The sequence below is a fragment of the Luteimonas sp. A534 genome, from assembly GCF_054072805.1.
Window position 1 is genome coordinate 65,462 of sequence record NZ_JBSVRR010000007.1, and the last position, 25,854, is coordinate 91,315.

The following is a 25,854-nucleotide window of genomic DNA, read 5'->3' on the forward strand; positions in this document are numbered from 1 at the left end:
GCTGCCCGAGGGGCGATAATGCTGCGATGTCCGACAAGTCTTTCCACGATCCCGCCATTCTAGCCGAGGGCGAAAGCTGGCGATCCCGCGACCTGGCCGTGCTCTGGCACCCCTGCACCCAGATGCGAGAGCACCCCGACACGCTGCCGCTCCTGACCGTTGCCCGCGGCGATGGGGCCTGGCTGGTCGGCCACGACGGGCGCTGCACGCTGGACGCGGTGAGCAGCTGGTGGACCAACATCCACGGTCACGCCGAGCCGCGCATCGCCGAGGCCATCGCGCGCCAGGCGCGCACCTTGGAGCACGTGATCCTCGCCGGCGCTACGCACGAGACGGCGATCGAGCTGGCCGAACGCCTGCTAGCGATCGCCCCGCGCCAGCCCGGCCGCGACCCGCTGGCCAAGGTGTTCTACGCCGACAACGGATCGGCCGGCGTCGAGGTCGCGTTGAAGATGGCCTTCCAGTGGTACCGCAACCGCGGCGACGAGCCCCGGCGCACGAAGTTCGTCGCGCTCGCCAACGGCTACCACGGAGAGACCATCGGTGCGCTGTCGGTCGGCGACATCCCGCTGTACCGCCGCGTCTACGCACCGCTGCTGATGGAGGCGATGTTCACGCCCTCCCCCGATGCCTGGCACGCGCGTCCCGGCCAGTCGGATGCCGACTGCGCCGAGGAAGCCGCCGACGCGCTGGCGCGCCTGCTTGATGAACACCCGGGCGAGGTCTGCGCGCTGATCCTGGAACCGCGCCTGCAGTGCGCCGGGGGCATGCGCATGCACCATCCGGTGTACCTGAAGCGCGCGCGCGAGCTGTGCGACGTGCACGGCGTGTTCCTGATCGCCGACGAGATCGCGACCGGCTTCGGCCGCACCGGTACCATGTTCGCCTTCGAGCAGGCCGGCGTGATGCCGGACCTGATGTGCATGTCCAAGGGCCTGACCGGTGGCTTCCTGCCACTGGCCGCGGTGCTGGCCACGCAGTCGATCTACGATGGCTTCCTCGACGACTCGCGCGACCGCGCCTTCCTGCATTCGCACAGCTACACCGGCAACCCGCTGGCCTGCGCCGCCGCCTTGGCTTCGCTCGACATCTTCGAATCCGACGACATCATCGCCCGCAACCAGGTCACGGCCGCGAAGATGTCCGCCGCCGCCGCGCCGCTCGCCGACCTGCCGCACGTGGCCCAGGTGCGCCAGGCCGGCATGGTGCTCGCGTTCGAACTGACGCGCGACGGTGACCGCAGCACGCCTTTCGACGCCGCCGACAAGATCGGCCTGCGCGCCTACCGCGCCGCCCTCGATCACGGCGTGATGCTGCGCCCGCTGGGCGACATCCTCTACTGGATGCCGCCCTACTGCATCGACGACGACCAGCTGGCGCTGCTGGCCGACGCCACGCGGGTGGCGATCGAGGCGGCGACCGGGAGAACGGTTTAACAACGGATTTACGCGGACAGGTGCGGATTTGCACGGATAGAGCAAAGGCTTTTCGGCCACGGATTTGCGCGGATGGACGCGGATGGAGCAATAGGGCAGTAGAGAAACAGAGCAAAAGCTTGGCCACGGATCTGCGCGAATCACGCGGATCTGGCCAAGGCCAGTCCAAAGACCGCGCGCTGCTCGCTGCATTTTCTCAAACGAGTTCTTCGCAACAAACTTGCCTCGGCCAGATCCGCGTCATCCGCGTCAATCCGTGGCAAAAAAAAAATGCTCTTCCGCTTCTTCCGCTCTATCCGTGTAAATCCGCACCTGTCCGCGTAAATCCGTGGCTAAAAAAGGGGATCCCCCATGCGACTCACCCGCGCCCACATCGAAGCGCCCCTGACCGTCGGCGCGCGTCTCGCGCTGCCTGAGGGCGCGGCGGCGCACCTGTTGCGCGTGCTGCGCCTGGATGTCGGCGACGCCTGCGTCCTGTTCAACGGCGACGGGTTCGATTACGGGGCTCGGGTCACGGCCGCCGGCAAGCGCGGGGGCGAGGTGGAGATCCTGGCCGCGCATGCCGTCGACAATGAATCCGCGCTCCGCATCCTGCTGCTGCAGGGCGTGGCGCGCGGCGAGAGGATGGACTGGATCCTGCAGAAGGCGACCGAGCTCGGCGTGGCCGCCTTCGTGCCCGTGAACAGCGAGCGCAGCGAGGTGCGCCTGGATGCCGCGCGCGCCGCAAAGCGGCTGGCGCACTGGCAGGGCGTGGTCGGTTCGGCCTGCGCGCAGAGCGGTCGCGCCGTGGTGCCCGCGGTGTCGACACCGATGTCGCTTGCAGACGCCGTGGCAGGGCTGCCGGCTGACGCGCTACGGCTCACCCTGGATCCCACCGCCGACGCCGCCGTGCGCGGGCTGGCGCATCCTGGTGGTCGTAGCGTGGTGATCGCGATCGGTCCCGAGGGCGGCTGGTCGCCGCGCGACCGCTCGGTGTTGGCTGACGGCGGCTTCAGCGGCCTGCGCCTGGGGCCGCGGATCCTGCGTACGGAAACCGCCGGCATCGCCGCGATCAGCGCATTGCAGGCCGCGTTCGGCGACCTGGCCTGAAGCGCTTCCCGGTCAGGCGGCCAGCGCGTCGCGGATGGCGGTTTCGATCGCGTCCACGTCCGGGAGCAACGCCGCTTCGTCGTTGAGCAGCACGCGCATCAGCACGCCCAGCGGCAGAATCGCGGCCTCGCCATCGACATCGCCCTCGCCGGCATCGGGCACCAGCGCATCGCGCGGCACCGTGACCAGGCGCGGGAAGCCCTTGGTCAGCAGCGCGACGTAAGGCAGCCGGCTGTCGCCGCCCAGTGCCTTGAGCACCACCACCTTGCTTCCCAGGCCGCCGACTTCGTCGGCGATGCCCGCAAGGCGCGAGAACGAGGCCAGCGGGAGCTGCCAGCCGCGCCAGCGGATGCGGCCAAGCAGCCAGTCCGGCGCGCCGGCCACGGCTTCGGGCTCGGCGTACGACAGCACTTCGGCGATGGTGGCGTTGGGCAGCAGCAGGCGCGCGCCTTCGACCTGGATCAGGACACCGCGGATGTCCTGGATGGCGGGGGAGTTCATGGGCAGGTCCTCATGCGGGCCAACGGTCGAGCAGCGCCGTCGCCAAGTCGCCCGGCTGGGCGGCATCTGCGCCGCGCCCGACCAGCGCGCCGACCGCGGTGCTGTCGTAGCAGCTGTCGGGGGCCTGTGCCAGCACCAGCGCACCCGCCGTGGCCAGGGCCATCGCCTCGTCCACGCGGGCAACCTGGGCGCCGCTCAGGAAGATGACGGCACTGTCCGCTGCAGGCAGTGCGCCGTAGCTGTCGCCATCGTCTTCCGCCGTCGCGAACACCATCCGCGCACGATCCTGGACCACGACGGTGTCGGGTGCCAGGAAGTAGACGGTGCCGGGTTCGGCGGAGCCGCCGGGCTCGGCCAGGGCCACCGGAAGCGAGGTTGCGCGCTGCATCTGCTGGACCAGGCGCTCGTAGCGCCCGCCGTCGAGCTGGAGCCGCACCAGTACCGCCCGCGCGAAGCCCGCATCGAGGCCGCCGATCAGCTGGCGGACGGCGTCCGGCCCGCCGAGACCCGCTTCCACCACCACCGCGCCGCGCAGCACGCCGTGGCCGTAGCTGTCGGGGTCGGCCAGCGACAGTCCGTCGAGCCTGGACGCGAGGGCATCCAGGTCGATCGCCGGCGCATCGGGCGCGCGGGTGGCGATGGGCGCATCGTCGTCGGCCAGCGACAGTCCGTCGCCGAGCGAGAGCGGGTCGATGGCCGGCGGTGCATCGTCTTCGCCGCCGGCCACGACGGCCGCATCGTCATCGGCTACGCCGCCGGGCACGTCGCCGGCACTCCATTCGTCCGAGATATCGAGCTCGAAGGCGTCACTGACCGACGCGGCGTCCGCGTCAACCGCCTCAGCACCATCGATACCGGCGGCAGCGTGCATGTCATCCGCGCCGGCGTTCAGCGACCGGGCCTCGTCGGCGCTGGCGATGAGCCGGACCAGGTCCGGATCCTCGGCCAAGGGGGCCTCGTAGGCCTCCGATGACGACGACCAGTCCATGTCTTCCACGGAGACCAGTCCCGCGAATCCCGCCGCTGGCGCATCCGCTTCCCCAGCCAGCGGCGGATCAAAGGCTTCGGCACGCGGCACTTCCGCGGCCAGGTCATGCGCGGCCCCGGTCAGTGCGCCGATATCGACGCTGGCCGGATCGAACTCGCGCTCCGGGAGCGGGCCGGGCGCCGGATGGATGGCGTCGTCGGCATCCGCACCCGGGGGCAGCACGTCTTCGTGGCCGTTGAGCTTGGCGGCGAGGTGCCGCACCCAGCGCGCGGCGTCCCAGCCATCACGCTGCGCGGCGACTTCGGCCTCGTCGAACATCACCAGCACGCCGGGGTCCGACAGCAGGCTGTCGTAGCGCTCCAGCGAATCCTCGATCGACGGCTCCAGCGCCACCAGCACCGCGGCAGGTGCGAGCGCGATGGCGGCGGCGGAATCGCCATCGACCGGGTCGACCGCGGCCACCAGCTCGGCGCCGGCCTCCGCCAACGCGGCTTCCAGGCGCTGCCTGGCCTCGCCGGCGCGCGCAAGGAGCAGCACCCGCACCGTGGCGCCCTGCTCAGCCATCACGCTGCAGCTTCAGCAGATCGTGGACGTTGCGCAGCAACTCGTTCTCCTGGTACGGCTTGCCGAGGTAGCGCTCGACACCGATCTCGAAGGCGCGTTGGCGATGCTTCTCGCCGGTACGCGAAGTAATCATGATGATCGGCACGTTGCGCAGGCGCGGGTCGGCCTTCATCGCGGTCGCGAGTTCGTAACCGTCCATGCGCGGCATCTCGATGTCGAGCAGCATCAGGTCGGGCACGCGCTCGACCATGCGCTCAAGCGCGTCGATGCCGTCCTTCGCGGTCCCGACCTCGAAGTTGTGGCGCTCGAGCACGCGGCCGGTGACCTTGCGCATGGTGATCGAGTCGTCGACCACCAAGACCAGGGGCACGCGGCGCTGGTCGGGCATTTCCACCGGCGTCGCATCGCGCGGCCGGGCGACCTGCTGGCGGCGCACGAGCGGCGCGATGTCGAGGATCACGACCACGCTGCCGTCGCCCATGATGGTCGCGCCGAAGATGCCCGGCACCGATGCCACCTGCGGACCCACCGGCTTCACCACGATCTCGCGGTTGCCGACGATCTGGTCGACCGCCACCGCCACCCGGAGTTCACCCGAGCGGATCAGCAGCAGCGGCATCTGCATGTGGCCCTCGGCGCGTGCAGCCGCGTGGCCGACCAGGCCGCCGAGGTCGTGCACCGTGTAGTCCTCGCCGCCGTAGGCATAGCTGGCGCCGGGCCGGTCGAACTCTTCGCGCGAGAGGCGGCCCACGCCGCGGACCGATGCGATCGGCACCGCGAAGCTGGTATCGCCGATCTTGACGAAGACCGCCTGCGTGACCGCAAGCGTCTGCGGCAGGCGCATGGTGAACGTCGTGCCCTTGCCACGCGTGCTGGCGATGTCGAGCGCGCCGCCGAGCTGGCGGACTTCGCTGGCCACCACGTCCATGCCGACGCCGCGGCCGGCCAGGCGGCTGACCTCATCGGCGGTCGAGAAGCCGGGCTGGAAGATCAGGCTGTCGAGGTCGCTGTCGATCAGCGCCGCATCGTCGCGGATCAGGCCGCGCTCGATGCCGCGGCGGCGGATCGCCTCGCGGTCGAGGCCGTTGCCGTCGTCGGCCACTTCCAGCACGACTTCCGAACCTTCGCGGCGCACCGAGATGCGCACCGTGCCCTCGTCGGCCTTGCCCGCGTCGCGACGCTTGCCGGGCTTCTCGAGGCCATGGGCCACGGCATTGCGCAGCATGTGCTCCAGCGGCGCGGTCATGCGCTCGAGCACGTTGCGGTCGAGCTCGCCCTGGGCGCCGTCGAGCTTGAGCTGTGCGTGCTTGCCGGTTTCCGATGCGGCCTGGCGGACCACGCGACGCAGGCGCGGTACCAGCGAGTCGAAGGGCACCATGCGCGTGCGCATGAGGCCTTCCTGCAGGTCGGAGCTGACCCGCGACTGCTGCAGCAGCAGGGTTTCGTACTGGCGGGTCAGGTCGTCGAGGGTCCCCTGCAGGCTGGACAGGTCGGCCGCGGACTCGCCGAGCGCGCGCGAGAGCTGCTGCAAGGTGGAGAAACGGTCGAGTTCGAGCGGGTCGAAGGTGGGATCGGCGGAGTCCTGCTCGCGCTGGTAGCGGGCGATGATCTGCGCTTCGGTCTCGATGTCGAGGCGACGGAGCTGGTCGCGCAGACGCATGTTCGTCTGCTCCATCTCGCCCATGGCGCCGCGGAACGCGCCAAGCTGCTGTTCCAGGCGGGCGCGGTAGATCGCGACCTCGCCGGCGTAGTTGACCAGGCGGTCGAGCAGGTCGGCGCGGATGCGCACCTGCTCCTGGGGCGCACGGATGGTGATGTCATCGTCGTCGCCGGCAAGCATGACATCGCCCATGGGCGCGGTGAGCGGCGGCAGCACCACGGCCGGGGCCGGCATGCGCGAACCCGCGGGGGCGCCGCTTTCGGCCGAGAGTTCCTCGCCACGGGCACGGGCGTCGAAAGCGTCGATCAGGCCCTGCGACGGGCTGATCGCACGACCCTCGCCAACGCGCGTGACCATCGCATGCAGGCGGTCGAAGCCGCGCTCGAGCAGCGGCACGTCGTTGCGTGCGAGGTCGAAGCGCTGCTCGGACACCGCCTCGAGCAGCGATTCCATCGAATGGCCAAGTTCGCCGATGGCGAACACGCCGGCCATGCGCGCACCGCCCTTGAGCGTGTGCAGGTCGCGCTGGAGGCCCATCAACGACTCGCGATCATCGGCCGATTCACGCAGTCTGGCGAGCAGGCCGTCCGAGTGGTCGAGCAGGTCGCGGCCTTCCTCGACGAAGATTTCGACCAGTTCGGAGTCGAGGCCGGTGAAGTCGAAGTCGGCGTCGGGATCGTCCTCGGTCGGGATTGCAGTCAGCACGGCCCTGGTCGCGGCGGCGGCGACGCGGTCGACATCCATGCGCTCGGCTGCAAGGCGTTCTGCTTCGATGCGCGCCACTTCGATGCGTTCGGACTCGACACGTTCGGCTTCGAGACGTTCGGCTTCAAGGCGTTCGGACTCGAGGCGTTCGGCCTCCAGGAGTTCTGTTTCGAGGCGTTCTGTTTCGAGGCGTTCTGCTTCGAGACGTTCTGCTTCGAGACGCTCGGCTTCGACGCGTTCCGCTTCGAGACGCTCCGCTTCGATGCGGTCTGCTTCGAGACGCTCGGCTTCGACGCGCTCGGCTTCGAGGCGTTCTGCTTCGACACGCTCGGTTTCAAGGCGCTCCGCCTCGGCACGCTGTGCGTCAGTCCGCTCAGCCTCGGCCTGCTGCGCTTCGACGAGCGCAGCTTCCAGGCGCTCGGCCTCGACGTGCTCCGCTTCGAGACGCTCCGCTTCAAGGCGCTCCGCTTCGACGTGCTCCGCTTCGAGACGCTCCGCTTCGAGACGCTCCGCTTCCAGGCGCTCCGCTTCGACGCGCTCCGCTTCAAGGCGCTCCGCTTCAATGCGCTCCGCCTCAATGCGCTTCGCCTCAATGCGCTCCGCTTCGAGACGTTCCGCCTCGGCGCGCTCGGCTTCGAGACGCCCGGCTTCCACGCGCTCCGCTTCCAGGCGCTCCGCCTCGACGCGCTCCTGCTCCAGGAGCTGCGCTTCCATTTCGGCGAACCGGAGCCGCTCGGCCTCGGCCTCGGCTTCTGCTTCTGCTTCTGCGGCAGCCGCTGCAGCGGCGGCGTCCACATCCGCGTCCACGCGCGCGATCCCGAACCCGTCAGCCGACGCGTGCTCCTCGTCCGGAGTGGCAGCAGCAGTGATCCCGCCTTCGTCCCCGGCCACATCGCCACCATCGGCGGCGCTGGATCCCGCGGGGAAGCCGGTATAGGCACTCAGGTCGATGTCGACCAGCTCCGGCACGCGCTCGCCCAAGGTCGCTTCCGCGGGTTGGCCTGCGTCGTCGGAGGCGTCGTCGCCGACGGACGTGTCAAGGCCCATGGGCGTCGGCTCCGGAAGGCCGTCGCGCAGCGCCGCGAGCCGCGCGGCCAAGGCGGCGGCCACGGGCACCTGCGGCTGCGCCGACAGGAGGCCCGCGATCGCGGCACGCGCCACTGCGGCAAGCTCACCGATGGCGGCCACGCCCTCGACGGACGCCGGCTCATCCGCCGACAGCAAGCGGCGTACATAGCCTTCACCCGGCGTCAGCGCCTGGGCGACGGTCGGCACCTCGGTCATCGCGAAGGCGCCGTTCATCGTATGCAGCGCGCGCAGCAGCGCCTCGGACACCTGCGCCGGGGACGTGGTCGCACGATCCAGCCAGGCGTCGACCGTCACCAGGTGCCCGCCGACTTCCGCTTCAAGGATTTCCAGCAGCAGGGCGTCGACCGAGGCCGGCACCATCTCCAGCGGCACGGATACCTCGGCCGTGTCGGCCTGCGGCACGGGCGCCGCAGGCTCGGCGGCGTCCGCAACGGAGGCCTCCGGCACCAGCGCGTCCATGGCCATCTGCGCACGCGTCGTCTCTTCCGGCATGCCCTCGTCGCCGCTGCCGATGCGCTCGGCCGAGGCCTGCATGCGCTCGAGGTCGGAGCGGACCACGCCATCGCCGCGCAGCGCGGCCTGCAGCTCGGGCAGCGTGTAGAACGCCTGGTCGACCATCGCGACCACGGCGGGGCTGGCCGATCGCGTGCCATCGAGCACGCGGTTGAGCATGTTCTCGACCTTCCAACTGAACTCGCCGAGCTTGCGCGCGCCGACCAGGCGTCCGCTGCCCTTCAGTGTGTGGAAGACGCGACGGATCGGGCGCAGGCGCTCGAGGTCGTCGGGCTGCGCGCGCCACAGCGGCAGCAGCTGGTCGAGGTTGTCGATCTCCTCCGCGAACTCTTCGAGGAAGACCTCGCGGATCTCGTCGTCGATCTCGTCGCCCGTGGCTTCGAAGCCACCCGGAGGGGCCGGAGCCGGCGCGGCTTCGACCGCGACCGGTGCCGGGGCCTCGGCGCCCGGCAGCGATCCCGTGCCGCCACGATCGATCAGCGCCGCGACGGTGCGTTCGATGTCTGCCTCGCTCACCACCGCCTGCTCGGACTCGAGCGGCGCAGCGGCCGCCTGCGAGGAGGGTCTTTCAGCCGGCAGCGGCCAATAGCCCAGGCTCTCCAGGCTCTGGCGGCTGACGTCCAGGATTTCGTCACGGTTGAAGCGGTTCTCGCGCAGCGCTTCGAGGTAGTACTCCAAGCTGGCCAGCGCGTCGGCGAAGGTGTCGAGCTGGCGCCCGTTGGGCACGCGACGGCTGTCGATCAGCTCGTCTTCGATATAGCGGCGCACGCCGGTGAGATACGCCGCGGGCTGCGGCAGCTCCAGCATCTGCAGCGCACCGGTGACCTCGCGCAGCAGGCGCGGCACCTCGACCAGTTCGCCGTGGTCCCAGCCGGTCTCGATGAAGGCGACGAAGGCCTGGCGGGCATCGGCGAAGTTGCTGATCGCTTCGCGCGCGAGCACGTCGAGCACCTTCTCGGCCTCGCCGGCGGTGAGTTCGCCCTGCACGGGCGCATCCTGGTCGCCGGCGCCCAGGCGGGCAACCTGGTCGTCGAGCGTGGCGTCGACATAGAGCAGCGCGCCGGCGACATCGAGCAGGGCGCTTTCGTCGGCGGGCTTGCGGCCCCGCACGATCTCCTCCATCGCCGCGCGCTGCTGCTCGACCACGCCACGCGCGACGCCAAGGCCGAGCATGCCGAGGGTATCGGCGACGCGGCCCAGCGCCTCGACCTGCGGCGCAAGGCGCCCGAGGTCGGCTTCGCCGGTGCGCAGGTGCAGGTCGAGCGCGTCCTTGACCCGGAGCAGGTCTTCCTTGACCGCGGCCGCCACGGTGTCGAGCAGGGCGCGGTTGCGCCCGCTCATGCTGCCCTGGGCGTGGCTGATCTCGGAGTCGGTGGGCAGCTGCTGCTGCAGCTCGAAGGTGTCGTGCAGCGCGCGCAGTTCGGCATGGTCCGTGCTGGCATGGACCACGTGGAACAGGAGCTGGCGGGTCGGCTCGAGCGCGGACTCCGCGCGCGGGATGCCGAAGCCGTCGTCTTCGAACAGGCGCCTGGATTCGCGCTCGACGCTGGCGAATGCCTGGCGCAGCGCGGGCGTCGCCTCGAGCGCGCCATCGGCGACGCCTTTGGCGACTGACGACGCCACCCACAGCATGCGGCGTGCAGGCTCGGCCTGGACGTAGGCGATCAGCGCGTCCAGCGCGCCGGCAAGCGCGCGGGCATTGGCCGGGGCACCGTGCTCCGGCCAGGCAGCCATCGCACCGCGCAGGTCGCCGAGCAGCGGCTGCGCGCGCGCATTGCGCACCGGCACGGGATCATTGGCGACCGTTGCCGGCGCCAGCGTATCTGGGAGCGGACGCTGCAGGTCGGGCGCGAACAGCACGCTCTCCGACAGGCCGGACTCCCCGCGCGCGGCGCGCAGGTCGTTGAGCAGGGGCAGCAGGACGATCGGAATGTCCTTGTGGCCGCTCTGCAGGCGCTCGAGGTAATCGGGCAACAACACCACGCCGCGCATCAGCATCGCGCAGGCGGCATCGCGATCGGCCACGGCACCATCCTGCAGCGCCTGTGCCAGGCGCTCCATCTCCTCGGCCACCATCGCCGGCGCATACAGCTCGACCATGCGCAGCGTGCCCTGCACCTGGTGCAGGTAGCCGGCGCAGAAGCGCATGCGGCTGGTGTCGGCGGGGTCGGCGGCGAAGTCCTCGATTTCGATCCGCGCCTGGCGCAGGGTCTCGTCGAGCTCCGGCTTGACCCAGCCGAGCGTGGTGTAGTCGATCGCGTCGCGCAGAGCGGTCATCGGTCTGGGCTTCAGGCCGGCAGCTTGAAGTCGGCGACCGAGCGGCGCAGGTCGGCTGCGAGCTGGGCGAGGTTTCCGATCGAGGCTGCGGTCTGGTTCGCGCCCTGGGACGTCTGCGCGGTGATGGACTGGATGGTGTTCATCGTGTCGGTGATGTTGCTCGCCGCCGCGGACTGCTGCTGCGAGGCGCTCGAGATGCCTTCAATGAGCGCCGCGAGGCTGGTCGACACGCTTTCGATCTCGCCCAGCGCCGTACCGGCGTCCTCGGCCAGGCGCGCACCGGCGACCACCTCGGAGGTCGTCTGCTCCATCGAGCTGACCGCCTCGTTGGTGTCGGACTGGATCGTCTCGACCAGCGTCTCGATGCGCTTGGTCGCGTTCGAGGCGCGTTCGGCGAGTCGCTGCACTTCGTCGGCCACCACCGCGAAGCCGCGGCCCGCCTCGCCCGCCGATGCCGCCTGGATGGCTGCGTTCAGCGCGAGGATGTTCGTCTGTTCCGAGATGTCGTTGATCAGTTCAACGATGGAGCCGATCTCCTGCGAGCTTTCGCCCAGGCGCTTGATGCGCTTGGAGGTTTCCTGGATCTGGTCGCGGATCGAGTCCATGCCGGCGATCGTCTCGCGCACCACGCCCGCGCCCTTGGTCGCGATCTGCACCGAGCGCTGCGCCACGTCGGCGGACTCGGCGGAGTTGCGCGACACCTGGTTGATCGACTGCGCCATCTCGTTGATGCGGTCGGACGCGGAGTTGATCTCCTGCGCCTGGTGCTCGGCGGCCTCGGCCAGGTGCATGGCGGTGGCCTGCGTTTCCTGGGCGCTGGACGCGACCTGCACCGAGGTGTCGTTGATCGTCTGCACCAGGCTGCGCAGCTGTTCGACGGCGAAGTTGATCGAGTCCGCGATGGCGCCGGTCATGTCCTCGGTCACCGTCGCCTTCACCGTCAGGTCGCCTTCTGCGAGCGAGCCCATCTCGTCCAGCAGGCGCATGATCGCCTCCTGGTTGCGGTTGTTGAGCTCCATCGTGGTTTCGTAGCGCTCGCGGCGGTCGCGGCTGAGTTCGCGCATCAGGCCGACGAGGGCCAGCGCCGCGAGTGCCAGGAACGCGATCGAGATCCAGATGTTGCCCAGGATCGAGGTGTCGCGCAGCGAGCCGAAAGTGGTCAGCGACTGGAACAGGGCCTCGCTGTCGGCAAGCAGCTTGTCGGACCCGGTGGTCAGCGACGCCGCCGCGCTCTGCGCGTCGAACAGGTTCCGGGAGCTGGCCAGAATCGCGTCCAGGTCCTTCTTCATCTCTTCCCACTGCCCGGCCGCCTGGTCGAGCGCCGCGAGCGCGGAGCTGTTGGACAGCGCCTGCACGTTCATGGCCTCGTCGCCCGAGCGCAGGCCGGTGAGCACCTGCTCGAACACGCCCGCGTCGCGGGCCAGCGCGTCGCCGGCCAGCGAAGCACCCGGGCCGCCGGCCTGGATCTCGGTCACGCGCCGGGCCATGGTCGAGGCCAGCACCACTTCGCGAAGCGCGATGTAGATCTGCGACGACGGCGAACCGCTGGCCGACATCGCGCGCACCACCTCGTCAAGCTGCGCCTGCAGCTGCGGGACCGCCTGCGTGAAGCGTGCAGCGTTGCCTGCGAAGGCCACCACCGCCGCCTCGCTGGCGACCACCTGGTCGGCGTTCGCCGCCAGCGGCTCCCAGGTCGCGGCCACGGTGCGGATTTCGCCGGCGACGTCGGGCGTGCCGCCGAAGTCGCGGACGAGCTGTTCGATGTCGCGGTCGATGGCCGCCCTGGTGCCCTTGAACGCCGCGTACGAGTCCGTGTTGCCGTCGACCGCTTCCCGGCCCTGGATGGCCAGGCGCTGCGAGTTCACCTGCAGGCTCGAGGCCGCCGTGCTGGCACCGCCCAGGCGCGCGGCCTTGGTCATCGCGTAGATGGTGTTGCCGGCGAAGACCAGCAGCGATGCCACCAGCAGCCAGATCCAGACCCTGGCGCCGATGCTGCGACCCTTGCCGCTCTCGTTGTCGATGACGTTGCTCATGGGATTACCTCTGGCCTGTCTGATGCGGCATCAGGCCGCTGCTTGTCTGAATTCGGGGGTGCGCGACAGCCGGTCCAGGCTGAACACGCCCCATGCATGCCCGCCCACCTTGTAGGCGCGGTCGATGAAGCTGGAATAGCGGCCCTCGGCGAGGGCCTCGTGGCCGGACTGCTGCTCTTCGAGGAAGCTGCGCTGGCCGAAGAGTTCGTCGATGGTCACCGCGACGTTGCCGCCGGGCTGGCGCACCACCAGCACGCGCTGGCCCTCGTGGATCACCGTGCGCTCGCCTTCCAGGAACAGGCGCAGGTCCACCACCGGCAACAGGGTGCCGCGGATGTTGGCGACGCCGAGCATCCACGACTGCGCGCCAGGTACGGGCGTGAGCTGCGGCAGGGGCAGGATTTCGAGGACCTCGTCGAAACCCGAGGCCAGCAGGCGCTGGCCGACGCGGTAGCCGACGCCGCGCCAGAGGCCCGGCGCATCGAGCTGTTCGGGCAGGCCGACGACGTGCGCGAGGCTGCGGCGCTCGAAGCCGGCGAGGGCCTCGAAGGGCTCGACGGACCGCGTGCGTGCGTCGCGTCGTGCCATCTCAGCCTCCCAGCAGCGCGTTGATGCTTTCGACGAGCTCGCTCTCGACCGGAGGCTTGACGATGTAGCCCTTGGCACCCTGGCGCATGCCCCAGGCCTTGTCGGTCTCCATGCCCTTGGTGCTGACGATCAGCACCGGGATGGCGGTCGTGGCTGCGTCGCGCGACAGCGCGCGGGTCGCCTGGAAGCCGTTCATGCCCGGCAGCACGACGTCCATCAGCACCAGCGCCGGCTGCTCGCGTCGCGCGACCTCGATGCCGTCCTCGGCGTTTCCGCAGGCCAGCACCTCGTGCCCGTTGCGCTCGAGAAGCTGGGTCAGGACCGCGGTGTCTGTCGGCGAGTCCTCTATCAGCAGGATCTTTGCCATGGTGTACCTGCCCCCCCGGTCAGGTGTTGACGTGCGTACGGATCGCGTCGAGGAGTTCCTCGCGCGTGAAAGGTTTGGTGACGTACTGCTCGGAGCCGACGATGCGGCCGCGCGCCTTGTCGAACAGGCCGTCCTTGGAGGACAGCATGATCACCGGCGTGTGCTTGAACAGCTGGTTGTTCTTGATGAGCGCGCAGGTCTGGTAGCCATCCAGGCGCGGCATCATGATGTCGACGAAGATGATCTGCGGGCGCTGGTCGGCGATCTTGGCCAGCGCTTCGAAGCCATCCGTTGCGGTGACGACGTCCGCGCCTTCGCGTCGCAGCAGCGTCTCCGCCGTGCGCCGGATGGTCTTCGAATCATCGATCACCATCACGCGCAACCCGTCGAGGCTGCCGGCGCGATTTTGGTCCTGCGTCATCGTGTCTCCCCGTGCATGGCCCCGTGACTGCCGGCGCCTTGCGAGCGGCCAATCTTCCAGTCCGCTGCTGCAGTGTCAAGCACGACCGCTGCGGACTGTGCGCGTCTGCAGCTTATCCCTGCTCGGGCGCTGCCGTCAGCTGATAACATTTGTCACTATTTGCCGCAGGTGGCCCAAATGTCGCTGGATGTCGTCGTCGTGATGGATCCGATCGGGTCGATCAAGGTCGCCAAGGATTCCACGTTCGCCATGTTGCTGGAGGCACAGCGGCGTGGTCATCGGCTGCACTACGTGCTGCCGGGCGGGCTGTCGATGGACGGCGGCGCCGCCCGTGCCCTCGCCGCACCGCTGAAGGTCCGTGACGACCCCGAGGACTGGTTCGAACTGGGACCGGCGTCACAGCGTCGCTTCGGCGACGGCGACGTGGTGCTGATGCGCACCGACCCGCCGGTGGACGCCGATTACGTCCACGACACCCAGATCCTCGATGCCGCCCGCCTGGCCGGGGCGAACGTGGTCAACGACCCGCGCGGCCTGCGCGACCTCAACGAGAAGCTCGCCGCGCTGCTGTTCCCGCAGTGCTGTCCGCCGACCCTGGTCAGCCGCGATGCCGCCGCGCTCAAGGCCTTCGTGGCCGAACACGGGCAGGCGGTGCTGAAGCCGCTGGACGGCATGGGCGGGCGCTCGATCTTCCGCGCCGCCGCCGGCGAGTCCAACCTCAACGTGATCCTCGAGACCCTGACCGATGGCGGCCGCCACCTGGCGATGGCCCAGCGCTACCTGCCCGAGATCACGCAGGGCGACAAGCGCATCCTGCTGATCGACGGCGTGCCGGTGGACTACAGCCTGGCGCGGATTCCGCAGGGCGACGAGTTCCGCGGCAACCTCGCCGCCGGCGGCCGTGGCGAAGGCCGCCCGCTGAGCGAGCGCGACCGCTGGATCGCAGCCCAGGTCGGGCCGGAAATGGTGAGGCGCGGCATGCGCTTCGTCGGGCTCGATGTGATCGGCGACTGGCTCACCGAGGTCAACGTCACCAGTCCCACCTGCATCCGCGAGCTGGACGCCGAGTTCGGCCTCAACATCGCCGGCCTGCTGTTCGACGCCATCGAACGCGGCGCCCCCGGCACGCCTGCCTGATGGCGGGCGTGGAGACCATGCAGCGGTGAGCGCGATGGCGGCACCCGGCGGCATCGGCGAGCGCGAGCGCCTGGGCGCGACCCTGGTGCTCTCCCTGCTCGTGCACGGCATGCTCGTGCTCGGCATCGGCTTCGCGCTTGAAGAGGCGGCGCCGGTGCTGCCCACGCTCGACGTCATCCTGACCCGCACCACCAGCCCCCTGACCCAGGCACAGGCCGACTTCCTGGCGCAGGCCAGCAACCAGGGCGGTGGCGAAGACGAGGCGAGCCGGCGGCCGCGCGATGCGCAGGCCGGGCAGCTGCCGCAGGACGAAGCCGGCGTCGCGCAGCGCGCGGTGCGCGCGCAGTCCCCGGACGTGGCGCCGCCCCCCGAGGCGCGCGTTGTCACGAGCCGCCACGGGGAGGACGCGGTGCCCACGCCCGACGCCACCCCGCGCGCCGGCGAGCAGCCCCTGCCGAGGGGAGAGGAGCGGATCGAGCGCGATCTCGCCATGGCGCGCCTGGCCGCCGAGATCCACCTGCAGTCCGAGCGCTACGCCAAGCGCCCGAATCGCAAGTTCGTGTCGGCGAGCACCCAGGAGTGGGTCTATGCCACCTACCTGCGGGCCTGGGTCGACCGCGTCGAGCGCGTGGGCAACCTCAATTACCCCGACGAGGCCCGCCGCCGGCAGCTGTCGGGCACGCTCGTGATCAGCGTGGCGATCCGCCGCGACGGCTCGGTCGAGCGCGCGGAGGTGATCCAGTCCAGCGGCATCCGCCTGCTCGACGCCGCCGCGCTGCGCATCGCAAGCCTCGCCGAACCCTACCCGCCGCTGCCGCGGACCGACGAGGAAATCGACGTGCTCCACGTCACCCGCACCTGGAACTTCCTGCCGGGCGGCGAGCTCGTCGACGACTGAGCCCGGCCGCGGCGGCAGCCTCAGCCGCGGCGTTCGCGCGCAGCGACCTGCTCGGCGAGGGTGAGCGCGACGTTGTCGCGGAGATACGCGGGCTCCACCCGCTCCGGTGCGATCGCGTCGCCTGCGGCATACGCGAGCGCAGCCAGGCGCGCGAGGTCGGCGGCGTGCGGAAGGGCCTGGGCATCGACCGATGCCAGTCGATTGCCGAGGCGCTGGACCAGCGCGCCATCCGCGGCGGCAAAGCCGGTGCCCACGCCATGCCACGCGTCGCCGGGCGGAAGTTCGATGGCTTCGGGTGCCGCCACGATTTCCCGATCCAGGGCGCGCAGGCCATCGCCTTCGCGCACGAAGGCCCCGGCATAGACCTGGCCCATGCGCGCGTCGATCGCGGCGAGCACGCACTGCGTGCCTGCGGCGCCATTGCCAGCAACGCCTCCCGTCCCGCCTGCGGTTGCGTCGCGCACTCCGCCCAGGGCCAGCACCGCCAGCGTTGACACCGGAAGCAGCGGCAGCTCGAGCGCCAGCGCGATGCCCTGGGCGATGGAGATGCCCAGGCGCACGCCGGTGAACGCACCCGGTCCGCGCCCGACCGCAATCGCGTCGAGGTCGGCGCGCCGCAGCCCGGCCTCGGCCAGCAGTGCCTCCGCCCATGGCAGCACCAGCTCCGCGTGCCGGCGCGGCGCCAGCTCGAAGCGCTCGATCACCGCATCGCCCACCAGCACGGCGACGGAACAGGCTTCGGTGGAGGTTTCGATGGCGAGCAGGCGCATGCGGGGAGTACGGCAGGAGGGTGCGACAGGGTAACCCCGCGGCCCGTCGCCACGCCCGCTCACTCGGCGGCGAAGAACTCCACCGCGTCGGCAACGTCGCGCGTGCGCGGGAACGGCGGCAGCGAATCGAGGAAGCGCCGGCCGTAGCCCTTCCCAAGCAGCCGTGGATCACAGAGCACCAGCACGCCGCGGTCGGTCTCGGTGCGGATCAGCCGACCCACGCCCTGCTTGAGCGCGATCACCGCCTGCGGCACCTGCTCATCGCGGAAGGGATTGCCGCCGGCGCGGCGGATTGCTTCCAGCCGAGCCTCGAATACCGGATCGTCGGGCGAGGCGAAAGGCAGCTTGTCGATCACCACCACGCTCAGCGCACCGCCGGCGACGTCGACGCCCTCGCGGAAGCTGGCGGCGCCGAGCAGGACACCGTTGCCGGACTCGCGGAAGCGCTGCAGCAGCACGTGCCGCGGCGCTTCGCCCTGCACGAACAGCGGCCACGGCCCGCCGCGCAGGACCTCGGCGGCCTCGCGCAGCGCGCGGTGCGAGGCGAACAGCAGGAAGGCGCGGCCGCCCGAGGCTTCGAGCACCGGGCGCACGGCGGCGACGATCGCCGCGGTGTAATCGCGCGAAGACGGCTCGGGAAGGTCCGGCGGCAGGTAGGCCAGCGCCTGGCTCGCCCAGTCGAAGGGACTGGGCACGATCAGGGTGCGCGGCGCATCCAGGCCCAGGCGCGTGGAGAGGTGGTCGAAGCGGCCTTCGACCGCAAGCGTCGCGGACGTAAACACCCAGGCCGCGCGCGAACGCTCGCGGTGTTCGCGCAGCGGTCCAGACACATCCAGCGGCGTGCGCTGCAGGCGGAAGCCGCGTGGAGAGAGCTCGTACCAGCGGACGTCATCGTCGCTGACGGGTGGTGGCGCCCTGCCTTTGGCGGCGGCCGTGCCGACGTCCGCAGCCGCGTCCGCACCCTCCGCCGCGCCGGTGTCGGCGGGACCGTCCAGGTCACGCCAGCGCCCCAGGCGCCCGCGATGGTCGCGTGCGCGCAGCAGGCAGGCCTCAAGCCCCGGGGCGGCATCGGCCAGCGGCTCCAGCGCATCCGCAAGCGCGAGCAGCGCGACGTCGAGGCCGTCCAACGACTCGACCACCTCAGGCACGGCCAGCAGCTGCGGGCGCGTACCGCGCGCGGCCAGCACCTCCATGGCAGCGCGCAGCAGGCGCGTGGATTGCTCCAGCGCGCGCGCCGGCTCCTGCAGCGCGGCCAGCGCGCCGTTGACGCCGTGCGATTCCGAGATCGCATCGCGCGCGAGTTCGACCAGCGGCCGCGCCGACAGGCCCTCGCCGAAGAACTGCGCGGCGAGCTCGGGCAGCTGGTGGGCCTCGTCGACGACGAAGGCCTCCGCGCCGGGCAGGATCTCGCCGAAGCCTTCCTGCTTGAGCGCGAGATCGGCGAGCAGAAGGTGATGGTTGACCACCACCACGTCGGCCTCCTGGGCGCGCTGTCGTGCCTGCACCACGAAGCACTCGCCCCAGAAGGGACACTCGCTGCCCAGGCAGTTGTCGGCGGTCGACGTGACCAGGGGCAGCAGCGGCGAATCCTCGGGCAGCGATTCAAGCTCCGCCAGGTCGCCCATGCGGGTGCGTCCGCTCCAGGCCACGATGCGCTGGAAGTGCTCGGCCTGGGCCGGCGTCTGGAAGCGGTTCTCGCCGCGCGCACGCTCCAGCCGGTGGCGGCAGAGGTAGTTGGCGCGCCCTTTCAGCAGCGAAGTCCGCAGGCCGGTGCCCAGCGCATCGCGCACCCGCGGCAGGTCGCGGTGGTAGAGCTGGTCCTGCAGCGCGCGCGTGCCGGTGGAGACGATGGTCTTGCGCCCCGACAGCAGCGCCGGGACCAGGTAGGCGAAGGTCTTGCCGGTGCCGGTACCGGCTTCGGCCAGCAGCACGCCGCGGTCGTTGAAGGCCGCAGCCACCGCGGCCGAAAAGTCCTGCTGCGCCTGCCGCGGACGGAAACCCGGCAGCACCGCGGCCAGCGGACCATCGGCGGACAGGGCGTCACGGCTCTCACGGGCGAGCGCGGGCTCGCACGGCGCGTCGGCGCCGGCCGCGTCATCGAGGGCGGGATCACTGGGTCGGGAAAGGTTCATCAGGACGCCATGATCGCCGCAAACCGCTGCCTGCGGACTCGTCCGCGGACAGGCAGCACTGTCGGGATTCTCCCAGCGCGCTCCGTGCAGCTCACCAGCGCTGGGCTGGCGCCACCCTGCATTCGGCCATCGCGTCCTTCGCGGCGGCCGCACCGGCGGCGTCGCCCTGCACCAGGCGGACCTGCTCGCGAATGGCCCAGTGGCGGCGGCACAGCGGGCCCACGCCCGAGCCCAGGGCCTGCGCCCGGGCCGCGAGCTCGTCCGCGCGCGTGAAGTCGGACATCAGCAGCGCGACCTCGGCGCGCTCCTGGAGCAGCGCGGGATCGTCGGGCACCAGCGTGATCGCGTGGTCGAGCGCGGCGGCGGCGTCAGCGGGGTGGCCGGTCTGCAGCAGGCGGTCGGCCTGCTGGCGCAGGTCTTCGACTTCGGCGTTCCGGAGCGGCTGCACGTTGAGTTCGCCCGCACCATCACCGGCGGCCGCGTGGACGTACTCCACCATCTGCGCGGGGGTGGCGTCGGTCAGCGGCTGCACTGCCGGCGCCTCGGGCGCGGACGCGCAGGCGGCCAGGCCCAGCAGCACCGCCGCGGCCAACACGCCACGCGTGCGAAGAAGGGGTCGTGGGGGATCGTGGATCATCTGCGCGTCTCGGACTCGGACTCGGATTCTGGAGGCTGCGGCGTAGTGGCGGGATCACGGCCGAAGCCGAACCACTCGCGCCAGCCACCCGACTGTTCTTCGGGCGGCAGTTCGCGCACGCAGGGCTGCCAGGGCGGCACGAAGTCGGCATTGAAGGGGAAGCGACGCGCGCCCTCGCAATCGGCGTCGGTGCTGTGGCCCTGGACCACCCAGCTCCACTCCAGGCCCCGGCCCGCGACCTTCAAGGGCGCGCTCGGCAGGCGCTTGAACATGCCCGACCAGACCCGCATCGCGCCGGTGGCACCGTACAGGCCGGTCTGCTCGTTCTGGTCGTTGCCGACCCAGACCACGGCCAGGTGGTCACCGGTCCAACCAGCGAACCAGCTGTCGCGGCCGTCGTTGCTGGTGCCGGTCTTGCCGGCCGCGGCCAACCGGCCCAGGCCGTCGTTGACGAGCTGCCGCCCGGTACCGGAACTCACGGCCTGCTGCAGCGCCAGGGTCACCAGGCGCGCGGCGGTGCGGTCGCGGTCGTCGGGCTGGGCCGGCGCCTTGTCGTAGCGGGTGAGCAGCTTGCCGTCGCCATCGAGCACGCCGCGCACGGTGTACAGCGGCTGGATCTCGCCGTCGGATGCGAGGAACTGGTACAGCTGCGCCATCGCATACGGGCTCTGGTCCACCGAACCCAGGATCAGGGACGGGTTCGCGACCGCTTCGATGCCCGCCAGCTGGCGGATCAGGAACGCCAGCCGCTCGGGACGCACGGCCATGCCCACGCGCACCGTGGCCTGGTTGTACGAACGCGCCAGGGCGTCGATCAGGCGCACGTTGCCGTGGCTCTTGCCGTCGGAGTTGCCGGGGGTCCAGCGCTTGCCGTTCTGCAGCGTGACCGCGACCGGGGAGTCGTCCACCAGGGTGGCCAGCGACCAGCGGTCAGGCAGCGCCAGCGCCAGCAGGTAGACGAAGGGCTTGAGCAGCGAACCCACCGGCCGCTGGGCCTCGACCGCGCGGTTGAAGCCGGGCATGTCGACGTCGCGGCTGCCGACCACCGCCACTACTTCACCGCTGTGCACGTCGGTGACCACCAGGCCGGCTTCCAGCGACGGCCTGTTCTTGCTCGCCAGCGCCTCCAGCGTGCCGGTGACCGCGTCTTCGGCGTAGGCCTGCGCAGACGGCGACATGCTGGTCATCACCGCCAGCCCCGCGCCCTGCAGCTTGTCGGCGGGATAGTCGCTGGCCAGATGGCGGCGGACCAGGTCGACGTAGGCCGGGAAGCGGTTGGCGGCGATGCTGCCCGGCGTCGTGGTCACGCCCAGCGGCGCGGCGACGGCGCGGTCGTGCTCGGCCTGGTCGATGAGCCCGGTCTCGAGCATTTCGCCGAGCACGAAGTCGCGGCGCGTCGTGGCGCGTTCGGGATGCCGGCGCGGGTCGTAGTACGAGGGGCCGCGGATGATGCCGACCATCAGCGCCACGTGCTCGGTGCCCAGGTCGTCCAGCCTGCGCCCGAACCAGTACTCGGAGCCGGCGGCCACGCCGCGGATGGCCTGGTTGCCGCGCTGGCCGAGGTAGACCTGGTTGAGGTAGGCCTCGAGGATCTCGCCCTTGTCGTGGCGCGCCTCGATGATCAGCGCGTACAGGATCTCGTTGAACTTCCGGCTCCAGGTCTGCTCCCGGCCGATGCCGAGCAGGCCGCTGCGCGCCAGCTGCTGGGTCAGGGTGCTCGCGCCCTGGCGCGCCTCGCCGGCCTTGAGGTTGATCCACGCCGCGCGCACGATGCCGCGCACGTCGATGCCGTGGTGGTGGGCGAAATCGCGGTCCTCGACCGCCTGCAGGGCGTCGGTGAGCTGCTGCGGCACCTCCGCCACGCGCACCAGGCGGCGCTCCTCCTGCTGCCGGCCATATAGGGTGGCGATGCGCGCGGGGTCCAGGCGCACGAGCTCGGCGTTGCGGTCGCCAACCAGGTCGCGGACCCGGGCGACGGTGCCCTTCGCGATGCGCACTTCGACGCGGCTGGGCGCCACCGCGCCCGCGACGTCGGTGAAACCACGGCTGGCGATGGTCCAGGTGCCGTCCTTCCCGGCCCAGGTGCCCGGCCGCTGGCCGTCGCCCTCGCGATAGCCGGCGGCGGCAAGTTCAAGCTTCAGCGTGGCGGCGTCCATCGCCGTCCCGGGTGCGAGCGCCAGCGGCCGCGCGTAGACCCGCGTGGGCTGCTGCCACTGCAGCTGGCCAAAGCGCTCGTTGACCTGGTGGTTCAGGTACAGCATGTACGGGACCAGGAACCCGAGCCCCAGCCCTGCCGCTGCCAGGCACCAGGTCAGCAGCGTACGTCGCCAGTCGCGGCGCGGGCTGCCATCATCGTCGTGGTCGTCTTCGTCGTAATCGATGCGTGCCATGCGGGCTCGGCGGCGTGGTGGGAGGACGCCGGGCTGCGGCGCGGAATGCGAGAATGCGGCGATCCGTGCCGAGTCTAGCCCAGCGCCGGCAGCCCCTCCCCGGCCGCGCACGCCCCCCTTCAGCCGGAGTTGTCGCTGGATGTCCCTTACGATCGCCGACGCGCGCTTCCTCATCGCACGTGCCGCCGGCCTCCTCCACCGCGGGCTGCTGAGCCTGCGCACCCGCGGGCTGCGCGCCAGCTGGACGCGCCTGCGCGAGCAGGTGCTGCCGCCCCGGCGGGCGCTGCGGGAAGGCCTGTACCTGCCGGCAGCGGCGCCCTTCGCGCCCTTCGCCCTGGCCACCAGCGACACGCCCGTCGCCAGCATCGTGATCCCGGTGTACGGCCAGTTCGCGCACACCCTGGCCTGCCTGCGGGCGCTGGCCGCGCATCCTCCACGGGCGCCGTTCGAAGTACTGGTGGTCGATGACGGCTCCGGCGACGAGACCCCGGAGCTGCTGCCACGGGTCGAAGGTCTGCGCTACCACCGCCGCGCCGCCAACGGCGGCTTCATCGCCGCCTGCAACGACGGCGCCGCCCTGGCCCGCGGCCGCTACCTGGTGCTGCTCAACAACGACACCGTGCCGCAGCCGGGTTGGCTGGACGCGCTGTTGGACACCTTCGACACCCATCCGGATGCGGGCCTGGCGGGCGCGCAGCTGCTGTATCCGGACGGCCGCCTGCAGGAAGCCGGGGGCGTGGTGTTCAACGACGGCAACGCCTGGAACTACGGGCGCTTCGGTGATCCCTCCGACCCGCGCTACGCGTACCTGCGCGACGCCGACTACGCCAGCGGCGCCGCGATCGCGATCCCGCGGCAGCTGTTCCTCGACCTCGGCGGCTTCGACCGGCGCTATGCGCCGGCCTATTACGAGGACACCGACCTCGCCTTCGCGGTGCGCGCGGCGGGCCGCCGCGTGCTCTACCAGCCGGCCGCGCGGGTGGTCCACGACGAAGGCACCAGCGCCGGCACCGACCTTGGCAGCGGCGTGAAGGCGCACCAGGTGCGCAATCGCGAGGTGTTCCTCGCCCATCGCCGCGAGGCCCTGTCCAGGCTCCAGCCGCCGCACGAGCCCTCCCCGGCGAGCCTGCACCGCCACCAGCGCCAAGTGCTGGTGATCGATGCCCTGACGCCGCAGCCCGACCGCGACTCGGGCTCCCTGCGCCTGGTCAACCTGATGCGCCTGCTGCGCGAGGAAGGCGCGCACGTGGTGTTCCTGCCCGCCAACCGCCATTACGACGGTCGCTATACCGATGCCCTGCGCCAGTCCGGCGTCGAAGCCTGGAGCGCGCCGCACGCCGCGCGCGCACCGGCGTGGCTGGCCGAACACGGGCCGCGCTTCGACGTGGTGATGGTCTGCCGCCACTACGTGGCCAGCGAGTTCCTGCCCCTGCTGCGACGCCATGCGCCGCAGGCGCGTGTGGTCTTCGACACCATCGACCTCCACTACCTGCGCGAAACGCGCACCGCCGACGTCACCGCCGACCGCGCGCTCGCGCAGGCGGCCGCGCGCACGCGACGCCAGGAGCTGGCGGTGATCGCCGCTGCCGACACGACCCTCGTGGTCAGCGCGGTCGAGCGCGAGGTGCTGGCCGCCGATGCGCCCGACGCCCGGGTCGAGGTCCTGTCCAACCTGCACAGCGTGGCCGGCCCGGGCCTGCCCTTCGACCAGCGCCGCGACCTGGTCTTCGTCGGCGGTTTCCGCCACCCGCCCAATGTCGATGCCGTGCGCTGGTTCGGGGGCGAGGTGATGCCGCTGGTGCGCGCGCGGCTGCCCGACGTCGGCTTCCACTGCATCGGCGCCGACGTGCCGCCGGAGGTCGCTGCGCTGTCAGGCGTGCCCGGCATCACCGTGCACGGCTACGTGCCCGACATCACTTCGTACATGGACGGCTGCCGGCTCGCACTGGCGCCGCTGCGCTACGGCGCCGGGGTCAAGGGCAAGGTCAACCTGAGCATGGCCCACGGCCAGCCGGTGGTGGCCACCAGCTGCGCAGCCGAGGGCATGCACCTGATCGACGGCCACGACGTGCTGGTGGCCGACGACGCCGTCGCCTTCGCGGATGCCGTGGTCCGCGCCTATGGCGATCGCGAACTATGGGAACGCCTGGCTGCGAACGGCCTGGACAACATCGCCCTGCATTTTTCGGCGGATGCGGCGCGCGGCGTCGTGCGCCGGGTGTTCATCGACTGACGCGCGCGCTCATTCCGGCCTGAGCGCGGCGGCGGCCGCGCGCACGCGCAGCTCGAAGTCGGCGAGCCCGGGAACAGCCGGATCCGCCACGCGCGCCGCCGCGAGGGCGCTGCGCGCATTGCCGATCTCGCCGGCGCCCAGGCGCTCGTCGCCGACGGCCAGCCAGCGTTCGGCGAGCTGCCGGCGTGCAGCCGAGAGTTCACCGGCGTCGTCGCCGAGCGCGGCCCGGGCATCGAGACAGGACGCGGCGCTGCGCAGGCGGTTGCCGCGCAGCGCAAGCGCATGGCACTCGTTCGCGGCCGGCAGCAACCGGCCCACCGCCGCCGCCACGGCCGGCGATGCGGGATCCAGGGCGCGTGCCGCAGCGACCTTCTCCACGGCGTTTTCGCCCGCGGGTGCAAATATCTTTCCGTCGGTGCGCGCGACCTCGGCCTCCGCCAGCAGCACGGACACCCGCTGCGCACGCGCGCCTGCGGACATCGCCAGGACGCCGGCATCCGCGTCGGGACCGCCGCCGACACCCGGACGCACCGCGACCTCGCCCGCAAGCAGCCTGGCCACCCCGTCGCTGTCCAGGCCGGACTCCTCGGTCAGCCTTGCCACGGTGTCGGTCATGTCCATGTGCGCGGGGTCGTAGTCGCGCACGGTGGCGACCAGGCGCACCGCGTGTTCGACATCGCCGGCACGCAGCGCCTCGCGGGCCTGCGCCAGCAGCTCGCCCAGCGCATCTTCACGACCGCGCAGCGCGCCCGCATGCGCCGGCTCCAGTGCCAGTACGCGCGCGTAGAGCGGCAGCGCGCTGGCGGTGCCGTCGTCGAGCCGCCCCTGCGCATGCGCGAGTTCGGCGCGGGCGAACATGCCGTCGATGCCCGCTGCGCCGGCCTCGCGCATGCGCAGGGCATCCGCCAGTGCGTCGGCCTCGGCGCGCGGAACCGACAGCGCGCGCGCCAGCGCCAAGTGGCGATGGGCGTCGGCAAAGCGATCCTCGGCCAATGCCATCCGTGCCTGGCCCAGCGCGGCCAGCGCCACCCGGGCCAGGCCCTGGCGCGCTTCGCCGCGGTCGGGATCCATGGCCAGTGCGGCTTCGAACAGCTCGCGTGCACCGCGTCCGTCCTCGGCGCTCAGCATGCCGCGGGCCAAGGCACGCTCCGCTTCGTCGTTCAGCGCCTGCGCGCGCGTCTGCGGCCACAGCCAGGCGCCGATGGGCGCGCGCAGCATCGCCAGCGCCACCACCAGCAGCATCAAACCGATCAGCCACCAGCGCCAGTGGCGCCGCATGCCCAGGCGTTCGGGCATGCCGGCGAGCCAGCGCGCGATGGCGTCGGCGCCGGGGGGATCGGGAAACGGATCGGCCTGCCTGCGTGGATTCACGCGGCCGAGCTTAAACGGCGGCGCATGAACATGTTGGCGGCGGGCACGCTGCCGG

18 protein-coding genes and 1 pseudogene are annotated in these 25,854 nt (G+C 71.2%); 6 read left to right on the plus strand and 13 right to left on the minus strand.

Annotation, left to right across the window (positions count from 1 at the left end; translation table 11 throughout):
- The first annotated feature begins 26 nt into the window (after positions 1–26).
- Entirely contained in the window at positions 27–1,436 is a 1,410-nt protein-coding gene (gene bioA / locus ACW5F0_RS13920) for an adenosylmethionine--8-amino-7-oxononanoate transaminase (RefSeq protein ID WP_456999959.1), read from the plus strand.
- Positions 1,437–1,787: 351 nt separating this feature from the next.
- Positions 1,788–2,525 carry a 16S rRNA (uracil(1498)-N(3))-methyltransferase gene (locus ACW5F0_RS13925; protein ID WP_456965127.1) on the plus strand — a complete coding sequence of 246 codons (738 nt, stop codon included), beginning with the start codon at positions 1,788–1,790 and terminating at the stop codon, positions 2,523–2,525.
- Positions 2,526–2,537: 12 nt separating this feature from the next.
- On the opposite strand, the gene ACW5F0_RS13930 is transcribed toward ACW5F0_RS13925, so the two are convergent.
- Genes ACW5F0_RS13930 through ACW5F0_RS13940 form a run of 3 tightly spaced genes read right to left on the minus strand, consistent with a single transcriptional unit; the run spans position 2,538 to position 6,982 of the window.
- Positions 2,538–3,026, minus strand: coding sequence for a chemotaxis protein CheW (locus ACW5F0_RS13930; protein WP_456965126.1), 489 nt, complete (start codon positions 3,024–3,026; stop codon positions 2,538–2,540).
- 10 nt (positions 3,027–3,036) lie between these two features.
- Entirely contained in the window at positions 3,037–4,578 is a 1,542-nt protein-coding gene (locus ACW5F0_RS13935) for a chemotaxis protein CheB (RefSeq protein ID WP_456965125.1), read from the minus strand.
- Positions 4,571–6,982 (minus strand): response regulator, encoded by a 2,412-nt coding sequence (locus ACW5F0_RS13940; RefSeq protein WP_456999971.1) that lies wholly within the window; start codon positions 6,980–6,982, stop codon positions 4,571–4,573. Before ACW5F0_RS13940 ends, ACW5F0_RS13935 begins: the two co-directional genes overlap by 8 nt.
- Here ACW5F0_RS13940 and ACW5F0_RS13945 point away from each other — a divergent pair.
- Positions 6,931–7,812, plus strand: coding sequence for a pentapeptide repeat-containing protein (locus tag ACW5F0_RS13945; protein ID WP_456999972.1), 882 nt, complete (start codon positions 6,931–6,933; stop codon positions 7,810–7,812). The two genes, ACW5F0_RS13940 and ACW5F0_RS13945, sit on opposite strands and share 52 nt — an antisense overlap.
- A gap of 826 nt (positions 7,813–8,638) precedes the next feature.
- Here ACW5F0_RS13945 and ACW5F0_RS13950 read toward each other — a convergent pair.
- The 5 genes and pseudogenes from ACW5F0_RS13950 to pilG all read right to left on the minus strand — a co-directional run.
- Positions 8,639–10,822: pseudogene (locus ACW5F0_RS13950) on the minus strand (Hpt domain-containing protein); the annotation flags it as partial.
- 11 nt (positions 10,823–10,833) lie between these two features.
- Positions 10,834–12,855: a methyl-accepting chemotaxis protein gene (locus ACW5F0_RS13955; RefSeq protein ID WP_456965124.1), complete on the minus strand. Its 2,022-nt coding sequence runs from the start codon at positions 12,853–12,855 to the stop codon at positions 10,834–10,836.
- A gap of 30 nt (positions 12,856–12,885) precedes the next feature.
- Positions 12,886–13,443, minus strand: coding sequence for a chemotaxis protein CheW (locus tag ACW5F0_RS13960; RefSeq protein ID WP_456965123.1), 558 nt, complete (start codon positions 13,441–13,443; stop codon positions 12,886–12,888).
- Between the two features lies 1 nt (position 13,444).
- A complete protein-coding gene (locus ACW5F0_RS13965; protein ID WP_456965122.1) occupies positions 13,445–13,810 on the minus strand; it encodes a response regulator transcription factor in 366 nt (121 codons plus the stop codon).
- A gap of 19 nt (positions 13,811–13,829) precedes the next feature.
- Positions 13,830–14,231 carry a twitching motility response regulator PilG gene (pilG, locus tag ACW5F0_RS13970; RefSeq protein ID WP_132985356.1) on the minus strand — a complete coding sequence of 134 codons (402 nt, stop codon included), beginning with the start codon at positions 14,229–14,231 and terminating at the stop codon, positions 13,830–13,832.
- A 177-nt stretch (positions 14,232–14,408) separates the two neighbouring features.
- Between pilG and gshB the strand changes: the two genes are divergently transcribed.
- Positions 14,409–15,368 carry a glutathione synthase gene (gene gshB, locus ACW5F0_RS13975; RefSeq protein ID WP_456965121.1) on the plus strand — a complete coding sequence of 320 codons (960 nt, stop codon included), beginning with the start codon at positions 14,409–14,411 and terminating at the stop codon, positions 15,366–15,368.
- 34 nt (positions 15,369–15,402) lie between these two features.
- The gene (locus ACW5F0_RS13980; RefSeq protein WP_456999960.1) at positions 15,403–16,266 is read left to right on the plus strand and encodes a TonB family protein; all 864 of its coding nucleotides are present in this window, start codon (positions 15,403–15,405) and stop codon (positions 16,264–16,266) included.
- A 20-nt stretch (positions 16,267–16,286) separates the two neighbouring features.
- Here ACW5F0_RS13980 and tsaB read toward each other — a convergent pair whose 3' ends face one another.
- The 4 genes from tsaB to mrcB form a co-directional block, all read right to left on the minus strand.
- Positions 16,287–17,036, minus strand: coding sequence for a tRNA (adenosine(37)-N6)-threonylcarbamoyltransferase complex dimerization subunit type 1 TsaB (gene tsaB, locus ACW5F0_RS13985; protein ID WP_456965119.1), 750 nt, complete (start codon positions 17,034–17,036; stop codon positions 16,287–16,289).
- Between the two features lie 59 nt (positions 17,037–17,095).
- Positions 17,096–19,168, minus strand: a complete 2,073-nt coding sequence (locus tag ACW5F0_RS13990; protein ID WP_456999961.1) for an ATP-dependent DNA helicase — start codon at positions 19,166–19,168, stop codon at positions 17,096–17,098.
- 91 nt (positions 19,169–19,259) lie between these two features.
- Positions 19,260–19,805, minus strand: a complete 546-nt coding sequence (locus tag ACW5F0_RS13995; protein WP_456965117.1) for a hypothetical protein — start codon at positions 19,803–19,805, stop codon at positions 19,260–19,262.
- A complete protein-coding gene (mrcB, locus tag ACW5F0_RS14000; protein ID WP_456999962.1) occupies positions 19,802–22,195 on the minus strand; it encodes a penicillin-binding protein 1B in 2,394 nt (797 codons plus the stop codon). Before mrcB ends, ACW5F0_RS13995 begins: the two co-directional genes overlap by 4 nt.
- A gap of 139 nt (positions 22,196–22,334) precedes the next feature.
- Between mrcB and ACW5F0_RS14005 the strand changes: the two genes are divergently transcribed.
- Complete coding sequence (locus ACW5F0_RS14005; protein WP_456999963.1) at positions 22,335–24,428, plus strand: glycosyltransferase; 2,094 nt, start codon at positions 22,335–22,337, stop codon at positions 24,426–24,428.
- Between the two features lie 9 nt (positions 24,429–24,437).
- On the opposite strand, the gene ACW5F0_RS14010 is transcribed toward ACW5F0_RS14005, so the two are convergent.
- Positions 24,438–25,799: a hypothetical protein gene (locus ACW5F0_RS14010; protein WP_456965114.1), complete on the minus strand. Its 1,362-nt coding sequence runs from the start codon at positions 25,797–25,799 to the stop codon at positions 24,438–24,440.
- Between the last annotated feature and the right edge of the window lie 55 nt (positions 25,800–25,854).